Raw genomic sequence first — 8,808 nt, 5'->3', positions numbered from 1 at the left:
CTCGATCCAGTCGCCCTCGCGGACATTTTCCGGCAGGCGGAACGGCGTGGGCAGCTTGTCGAAACTGTCGCAGGTCGGGCCGTAGATGGTGAAATCCTTCAGCGTTCCGGCCTCCGGCTCCAGCGCCACCGATTCGGCGGAGCGGATCAGCCGGGCCGGCATCTGGATCTTGATCAGCGCCGGCTCCGACAGGCTGCCATAGATGCCGTCATTGATGTAGAGCCGGTCGCCCTTGCGCAACTGCACCTGCACGATCAGCGAACAGCCATTGGCCACCAGCGCCCGCCCCGGCTCGCACATCAGCACGCAGTCGCGGCGCAGCTTCAACTGCCGCCGCCCCTCCTCGATCTGCTCGATGAAGGCTTCCAGCTCGGGCACCGGCTGGCCGACATAAGGCGCTGGGAAACCGCCGCCGATATCGAGATACTGGATCTGCACGCCGGCCTGTTCCAGCACCGCGCCGGCCATCTCCAGCGCTTTCTTGTAGGCCCAGGGATTCAGCATCTGCGAACCGACATGGAAGGCCAGGCCCACCGTATAGCCTTCCTTCTCCGCACGGCGCAGAAGGGCGGCGGCCTCGTCCGGCGTGGCGCCGAATTTCTGCGAGAGATCGTAGGCCCCGCCCAGCTCCGGCGTGGCCAGGCGGACGAAGATCGTAAGATCCTCATTGTCGGTCTCCTCCATCACCTTTTCCAGCTCGTCCATGTGATCGACGACGAAATGGGTGATGTCGTAGACATGCTCGGCCGTCTTGATATGCGGCCTGATCTTCACCGGATGCATGAAATAAGCATGCGCGTCGCGGAACTGCTCGCGCACCAGCGCTATCTCCGGCAGCGAGGCGGTGTCGAAATGCCGGATGCCGCCCTCGTGCAGCGCCTGCAGGATGCGCGGGTGCGGATTGCACTTCACCGCATACAGCACCCGGCCGGGAAACGCCTCCAGGAACAGCCCGGCCTGCCGTCGCAGTATCTGCGGGCGCAGACAGTAAACCGGATAGCTGGGCGTCAGCGCCGCCACCATTGCCGCAGCATCGGCAAAGACACGCCGATTGGCCGCCCGGTCGACGCGGCGCTCACCGCTGGATTTGGCTGAGATCATCGTATCGGCTGGCACCGGCTTGATTTCCTCCGCGGTTCTGAATTTTCCTATTCTATCCGCATTATAACACGGCACGCAGAGGGCATACGCGCCGGCTGAGGGGAATTTTTATCATCGCCTCAGGGCATAACTGGGTTGCGCTTGACGCTCATTTGTTTAACTAGTGACCCTGTGATGCCGGATGAGCAGCGGATCGAAAAGAAGAATCCGCACCCCTTTCGGCAAGGATGGCAACCTGGAGGACCCCATATGAACCTCAAGACGATTCTGTGCGCCGGCGTGGCAGTGACCGCGACGGCCCTACTCGCTATGTCCACGGCGGACGCGCAAGACAAGAAAGGCTGGCCCAGCTCCGTAAAGGTCGGCACCGCCTCGCAGGGCGGCACCTACTTCATCTACGGCGCCGGCTGGGCGAACCTGGTGCAGGAGAAGCTGGGCATCAACACCAGCTCGGAAGTGACCGGCGGCCCGGTGCAGAACATGGCGCTGGTGAATGCCGGCGACCTGCAGTTCGGCATGACCACCATGGGTCCGGGCTATGATGGCTGGGTCGGCAAGAGCCCGATCGCGCCGGGCGTGGAAATGAAGAATGTCCGCGCCACCTTCCCGATGTACATGACCCCGTTCCAGCTCATCTCGCTGGCCGATTCCGGCATCAAGGGCGTGAAGGACCTGGACGGCAAGACCGTCGGCGTCGGCCCGAAGGGCGGTACGCCGGGCACCTACTTCCCGCTCTGGTTCAAGGAGCTGGGCCTCAATGTGAAGCCGCAGTACGGCGGCGCCAGCGACCTGGCCGGCCAGGTGCAGGACGGCCTGATCGACGCCTTCGCCTTCGGCGCCGGCCTGCCGATCGCGGCCTTCGCCCAGATCGAGGCGCAGGCCTCGGCCAATGTGTTCGCCTTCACCACGGACGAGCAGAAGAAGATCGTCGACGCCTTCCCGTCGGTGTCGCCCTTCACCATTCCGGCGAACACCTATAAGAGCCAGAAGGAAGATCAGCACACCATCGCCATGTGGAACTTCGGCATCGCCCACAAGGACATGCCGGAAAGCCTGGTGTACGAGGTGATGAAGGTGGTCCTGGAGAACCCGGACCGCATGATGCAGATCCACAAGTCGGCCGCCGACACCAAGGTCGAGAACTACAAGAACAACAGCTTCATGTGGTTCCATCCGGGCGCGGTGCGCTACTACAAGGAAAAGGGTCTGACCCTGGACCAGAAGGTCCTGCCGCCGGAAAACAAGGGATAACCCCCACCCGACGACACTGACTTGAAGAGCGGCTCTCCCCACTGGGGAGGGCCGTTCCTCGTACTTCCCTAGGGTCACGACGACAAGGCGGCATCTGGGAGGCCGTTGAACCCATGACAGACACGACACGCCAGAGCGACGATCTCGACATCGCCAACAATGTTGCCGACGAGCCGCCGCCCACCAACGAACGCAGACTATTCGGCTGGGAGCGCCACCTGTTGGTGTGGAGCTGCATCGGCTATGCCGTCTTCCACTTGCTGGTGCTGAACGTCTTTCCGATGGAGACCTGGAGTTTCCGCATCATCCATGTCGCCGGCGGCCTCGCCATCGGCTTCGCCCTGGTCGCCGCCTGGTCGACCGAGACGCTGGACGGCGCGCGCGGCAGCTGGGTGACACCGCTCGAATTAGTGCCGCTGGCCGTGGCCGGCGCGACCGGGCTCTACGCCGCCTTCTGCATCGTCTATGCCTTTGTCATGCGCGATCTGGCCGGCGTCGACATGCCGCCGCCCTGGGTGTTCAACACAGCCACCTGGCCGGCGCTGATCTCCGCCGTCGTCGCCATGCTGTCGGCCTGGTACTTCAAGCCGCGCGACCATCGCATCGCCTGGTACGACTGGCTGCTGATGCTGAGCTGCCTGACGGTCTGCGGCTATCTGCTGTTCAACGTCTCCTTCCTGCAATTCCGCGCCGGCGTGATGCCGACGCAGCCGGACTACGTCTTCGCGCTGATCGGCGTGCTGCTGATCCTGGAGCTGACGCGGCGGGTGGCGGGCCTGGCCCTGCTGATCATCGCCGGGGTGTTCATTCTCTACACCTTCGCCGGCCCGTATCTGCCGACCTTCCTGCATCATGACGGCTACCGGTTCCAGCGCTTCTTCAGCTACATCTATACGGATAACGGCATTCTGGGCCCGACGGTGGCGGTCTCCTCGACCTACATCATCCTGTTCGTCGCCTTTGGCGCGTTCCTCCAGGTGTCCAAGGTCGGCGATTATTTCAACGATCTGTCGATGGCGCTGTTCGGCTGGGCGCGCGGCGGCCCGGCCAAGGTGGCGGTGTTCGCCAGCGGCCTGATGGGCATGATCAACGGCACCTCGGCCGGCAATGTGGTGGCCACCGGCTCCTTCACTATCCCGCTGATGAAGAAGGTCGGCTATCGCCCCCGCTCCGCCGCCGCCATCGAGGCGGCCGCCTCCACCGGCGGCCAGATCATGCCGCCGATCATGGGCGCCGGCGCCTTCATCATGGCGGAGATCACTGGCATCCCCTACACCGAGCTGATCGTCGCGGCGCTGATTCCGGCCATCCTGTACTTCCTATCGATCTTCTTCATGGTCGATTTCGAAGCCGCCCGGATGGGCATGAAGGGCATGAAGGCGAGCGAGCTGCCGAAATTCAGCCGCCTGGTGAAGCAAGTCTATCTGTTCATCCCGGTGATCATCCTGATCGCCGCCCTGTTCATGGGCTATTCGGTCATCCGTGCCGGCACCCTGGCGCTGATCAGCGCCCTGGTGGTGAGCTGGCTGAGCCCGAACAAGATGGGGCCGCGCGGCATCCTGAAGGCGCTGGAGGACACCACCAAGATGTCCGTCCAGCTCATCGCGGTGTGCGCGTGCGCCGGCATCATCGTCGGCGTCATCGGGCTGACCGGCGTGGGGCTGCGCTTCTCCTCCATGCTGCTGGCGATCGCCGACACCAGCCAGTTGCTGGCGTTGTTCTTCGCCATGGGCATCTCGATCCTGCTGGGCATGGGGATGCCGACCACGGCCGCCTACGCGGTCGCCGCGTCGGTGGTGGCGCCTGGCCTTATCCAGCTCGGCATCACGCCGCTGGTGGCGCACATGTTCGTGTTCTACTTCGCGGTCATCTCAGCCATCACCCCGCCGGTGGCGCTGGCCGCCTATGCCGGCGCAGCCATTGCCGGCTCCGACCCGATGAAGACCTCCGTCACGGCCTTCAAGCTGGGGCTGGCGGCTTTCATCGTGCCCTTCATGTTCTTCTATAACCAAGGGCTGCTGATGGAAGGCGAGTGGTACCTGATCCTGCGCACGGCGGTCACCGCCACGATCGGCGTCTATCTGCTGTCCGGCGCGGTGCAGGCCTGGTTCTACGGCCCGATCAGCATTCCGGTGCGCGTCGCGCTGCTGCTGGCGGCGTTGCTGCTGATCGAAGGCGGCATCTACACCGACGTGATCGGCATTGCGCTGGGCGGCGCGATCTTCGCCTACCAGCGCTTCGCCGCCGGCCGGAAGGCAACGGCGAAAGCCTGACCCTTCCTTAACCGATGAAGACCGCACGGGGCGGCATCAAGCGAAATGACGGCTTCGCTTGTGCCGCCCCGTCGCTTTTCGCTATAGAGAGTCGATAAAGACAAAAACAACAGCCACCGGTGTGACGCCCCCATGAGCGAGAATCTGTACGACCTGTTCGCCAGCCGCTTTCCGGCCGACCGCGACGATCTGTTCATCGAGACCGAGACCGGCGCGCGCTACAGCTATGCCGATCTGGAGGCCTGGAGCGGCAAGTTCGCCGGCCTGCTGGCCAGGCTGGGCGTGGTGCCCGGCGACCGGGTGGCGGTGCAAGTGGAGAAATCGGCCGAGGCGATCTTCCTCTATCTCGCCTGCCTGCGCGCCGGTGCCGCCTACCTGCCGCTGAACACCGCCTACCAGCAGGCGGAGATCGAATATTTCCTGGGCGACGCCGAGCCGCGCGTGGTGGTCTGCCGCCCCGGCACCGAGGGCTGGGTCGGCGAGGCCGCCGCCAAGGCGAAGACCCCGCACGTTCTGACGCTGGGCCAGCAGGCCGACGGCACGCTGGTCGAGCAGGCCAAGAATCTGCCGTCCGATTTCGCCACCGTGCCGCGCGCGAAGGACGATCTGGGGGCCATCCTCTACACGTCGGGCACCACCGGCCGCTCCAAGGGCGCGATGCTGACCCATTGGAACCTCGCCTCCAACGCGCTGACGCTGCACAAGACCTGGGCCTTCCGGCCGGGCGACGTGCTGCTGCACGCGCTGCCGATCTTCCACACCCACGGGCTGTTCGTCGCCACCAACTGCGTGCTGCTGAACGGCAGCGCGATGATCTTCCTGCCGAAGTTCGACGCCGACCAGGTGGTGCGCCTGCTGCCGCGCGCGACGGTGATGATGGGCGTGCCGACCTTCTATGTGCGCCTGCTGGGCCATGCCGGTTTCACCCCGGAGCTGACGGCGCATATGCGGCTGTTCATCGCCGGCTCCGCCCCGCTGCTGGCCGAGACCTTCAACCAGTTCCGCGAGCGCACCGGCCACACCATCCTGGAGCGCTACGGCATGACCGAGACCGGCATGCTGACCTCCAACCCCTATGAGGGCGACAGGCTGGCCGGAAGCTGCGGCAAGCCGCTGGCCGATGTCGAGGTGCGCATCGCCGACGAGAACGGCAACGCCCTGGCGGTCGGCGAGACCGGCATCATCGAGGTGCGCGGCCCGAACGTTTTCAAGGGCTATTGGCGCATGCCGGAGAAGACGGCGGCCGAAATCCGCGCCGACGGCTTCTTCATCACCGGCGATGTCGGGCGCATCGACGAGAAGGGCTATGTCTGGATTTCCGGGCGGGCCAAGGATCTGATCATCTCCGGCGGCTTCAACGTCTACCCCAAGGAAGTCGAGGAAGAGATCGACCAGATGGACGGCGTCGAGGAAAGCGCCGTGATCGGCGTCCCGCACCCGGATTTCGGCGAGGGCGTCGTCGCCGTGGTCGCCCGCAAGATCGGCGGCCAGCCGCCGGCCGGCGAGGAGATCGCCGCCCGGCTGAAGACCCGCCTGGCCGCCTACAAGCTGCCCAAGCATGTGCATATCGTCGACGAACTGCCGCGCAACACCATGGGCAAGGTGCAGAAGAACGTCCTGCGCGACCAGTACAAGGACAGCTTCGCCAAGTAGCCCCTTGAATCCCTAGCCCCTGTCGGGGCGAAGGATTTTCTTAAAAACGCATCCCCTTCGCGCGTTCCGTCCCTATATCAGCGGGCAGGAACGGTAACCGAAGGAATGCTGCATGCCCCAAGCGCCCCAGGAACGAGCAAGGCGGCGAACGAGACGATGGCCGCGGCGGCTGGGGCTGGCGGCGGGAAGCCTGGTACTGCTGCTGATCCTGCTGGCCGGCGGCGCGCTGGTCTGGATGCGCACCTCGCTGCCCACGACAAGCGGCGAGATCGCCCTGCCCGGCCTGGAAGCGCCGGTTACCGTCACCCGCGACAGCAAGGGCATTCCGCGCATCGCCGCCGAGAGCGAGGGAGACGCCGCCTTCGCGCTGGGCTTCGTGCATGCCCAGGACAGGCTGTGGCAGATGGAGCAGAATCGCCGCGTCGGCGCGGGCCGGCTGTCCGAGGTGCTGGGCAGCGCCACGCTGGATTATGACCGCTTCATGCGCACGCTGGGCGTCTACCGGCTGGCGCAGCGCAGCTACGAGACCGCCTCGCCGGCGCTGAAGCGCGCGCTGGAGCGCTATGCCGACGGGGTGAACGCCTATCTCGCCCACCGCGACGGCGCGCTGCCGCCGGAATTCAACCTGCTGTGGATCGACCCCGAACCCTGGACCCCGGCCGATTCGCTGGTCTGGGGCCGGCTGATGGCCCTGCAGCTCTCCGGCAACTGGTATGCCGAGCTGGAGCGCGCGCGTCTAGCCAACCATTTCAGCGCCGAGCAGATCGAGGAATTATGGTCCTCCGAACCGGCCGAGCGACATGTGCCGCTGTCGGAAACGCTGAAGCAGCTGGACCGCACCCGCCTCGCCGCGATTCAGGCGCGCGTGCCCGAGGCGGTGCAGCCACGCCTCGCCTCCAACATCTGGGCGCTGGGCGGGGCGCATACCGAAAGCGGCAAGCCACTATTGGCGAACGATCCGCATCTGGGCCTCAGCAATCCGAACCTGTGGTACCTGGCCCGCATCGAGACGCCGACGCTGACGTTGACGGGGGCCACCGTGCCCGGTGTGCCGATGGTGCTGATCGGCCATAATGGGCGGGTCGCCTGGGGCTTCACCACCACGCACAGCGACACATCGGACATCTTCATCGAGCGCATCGACCCCGCCGATCCTGCCCGCTACCTGACGCCGGACGGCAGCGCCGCCTTCGAGACGCGCGAGGAGACCATCCGCGTGCGCGGCGGCGAGCCGGTGACCGTCACGGTGCGGGCCACGCGGCACGGGCCGGTCGTCTCCGACGGGCATGCCGATAGCCGCCGCACGCTGGCGGCCCTGCCGGAGAATACCGCGCTGGCGCTGGCCGCCACGTCGCTGAACCCGGACGACCGCACCGCCGAGGGGCTGTACCGCCTGAACCGCGCCGGCAGCGCCGCCGAGTTCCGCGACCGGCTGCGCGACTTCCAGGCGCCGCAGCAGAATGTCGCCTTCGCCGATGTGAATGGCGATTTCGGCATCGTCACCACCGGGCTGACGCCGATCCGCCGGCAGGGCGACGGCTTCCTGCCCGTTCCCGGCTGGACTGGGGAGCATGACTGGACCGGCTTCGTGCCGTTCGAGGAATTGCCGCAGCGTTTCAACCCCGCCAGCGGCCGGGTGGTGAACGGCAATAACAACGTGGCCGATCCCGGCTATCCGCATTTCCTGGGCCGCGAGTTCGACGTGGCCTACCGCGCCCGGCGCATCGCCGACCGGCTGGACGAGACTGAAAACGCCACCGCCCGGCAGATGGCGGCGTTGCAGAACGATGTCGTCTCGCTGGGCGCGCGCGAGCTGTTGCCCGCGATCCTGCCGATGCTGCCGGACAGCCCGGCCAAGGCGATGCTGGCGGCGTGGGACGGCGCCATGGACCGCGCGCGGCCGGAACCGCTGCTCTATAGCGCCCTGCTGCGCCATCTGGAGCGCCGCCTGTTCGCCGACGAATTCGCGCCCGCCGGGGAGCCGTTCCACGCCCCCCGCCTGCCGGTGACGATCGGAATGCTGCAACAGGACAGCGCCTGGTGCGACGATACCGGCACCGCCGACCGGCGCGAGAGCTGCGCCGACATCGTCCGCGCCGCCCTGGACGATGCGCGGGCGGAGCTGGGCGACGATCTCGCCGGCCTGCGCTGGGGCGACAGGCACCGCGCCGTCTTCTCCAACATGCTGCTGGGTCGCATCCCGCTGCTGCGCGGCCTGACCGACGTGGCCGTACCGACCGGAGGCAGCAACGACACGGTCAATCGCGGCACCAGCCGCATGCAGGGGGCGGAACCCTACCGCCATGTCCACGGGGCGGGACTGCGGGTGGTGTTCGACCTGGCCGACCTGGACCGCTCGCTGTTCGTGCAGGCGCTCGGCCAGTCCGGCAACCCGTTCTCCGCCCATTATGGCGATTTGGCGCGGCTCTGGAGCGACGGCGGCAGCTTCCCGATCCCGCCGCAGCCCGAGGGCCCGGCCGACCGGCTGCTGCTGAGGCCGGGGCGGTAGCGCCCGATGCTTCGAGACGGC

At 66.3% G+C, this 8,808-nt stretch carries 5 protein-coding genes; 4 read left to right on the top strand and 1 reads right to left on the bottom strand.

What is annotated here, in order from left to right; translation table 11 throughout:
* On the bottom strand, positions 1-1,116 hold a 1,116-nt coding region (locus AUP43_RS03065), incomplete at its 3' end, for a type III PLP-dependent enzyme domain-containing protein (RefSeq protein ID WP_157089212.1).
* A gap of 234 nt (positions 1,117-1,350) precedes the next feature.
* On the opposite strand from AUP43_RS03065, the gene AUP43_RS03060 reads away from it, so the two are divergent.
* The 4 genes from AUP43_RS03060 to AUP43_RS03045 all read left to right on the top strand — a co-directional run bounded on the left by AUP43_RS03060 (position 1,351) and on the right by AUP43_RS03045 (position 8,787).
* Positions 1,351-2,352 (top strand): TAXI family TRAP transporter solute-binding subunit, encoded by a 1,002-nt coding sequence (locus tag AUP43_RS03060; RefSeq protein WP_067552521.1) that lies wholly within the window; start codon positions 1,351-1,353, stop codon positions 2,350-2,352.
* 113 nt (positions 2,353-2,465) lie between these two features.
* Positions 2,466-4,625 carry a TRAP transporter permease gene (locus AUP43_RS03055; protein WP_067552518.1) on the top strand — a complete coding sequence of 720 codons (2,160 nt, stop codon included), beginning with the start codon at positions 2,466-2,468 and terminating at the stop codon, positions 4,623-4,625.
* Between the two features lie 132 nt (positions 4,626-4,757).
* Entirely contained in the window at positions 4,758-6,278 is a 1,521-nt protein-coding gene (locus tag AUP43_RS03050; RefSeq protein WP_067552515.1) for a malonate--CoA ligase, read from the top strand.
* A 112-nt stretch (positions 6,279-6,390) separates the two neighbouring features.
* Positions 6,391-8,787 carry a penicillin acylase family protein gene (locus AUP43_RS03045; RefSeq protein WP_067552512.1) on the top strand — a complete coding sequence of 799 codons (2,397 nt, stop codon included), beginning with the start codon at positions 6,391-6,393 and terminating at the stop codon, positions 8,785-8,787.
* Positions 8,788-8,808: the final 21 nt, after the last annotated feature.

Origin of the sequence: Oceanibaculum pacificum, from assembly GCF_001618175.1 — a bacterium.
Classification (GTDB): Bacteria; Pseudomonadota; Alphaproteobacteria; order Oceanibaculales; family Oceanibaculaceae; genus Oceanibaculum; species Oceanibaculum pacificum.
The sequence above is the reverse complement of the archived record's forward strand: the minus strand, read 5'-3'. Positions and strand labels throughout refer to the sequence as shown.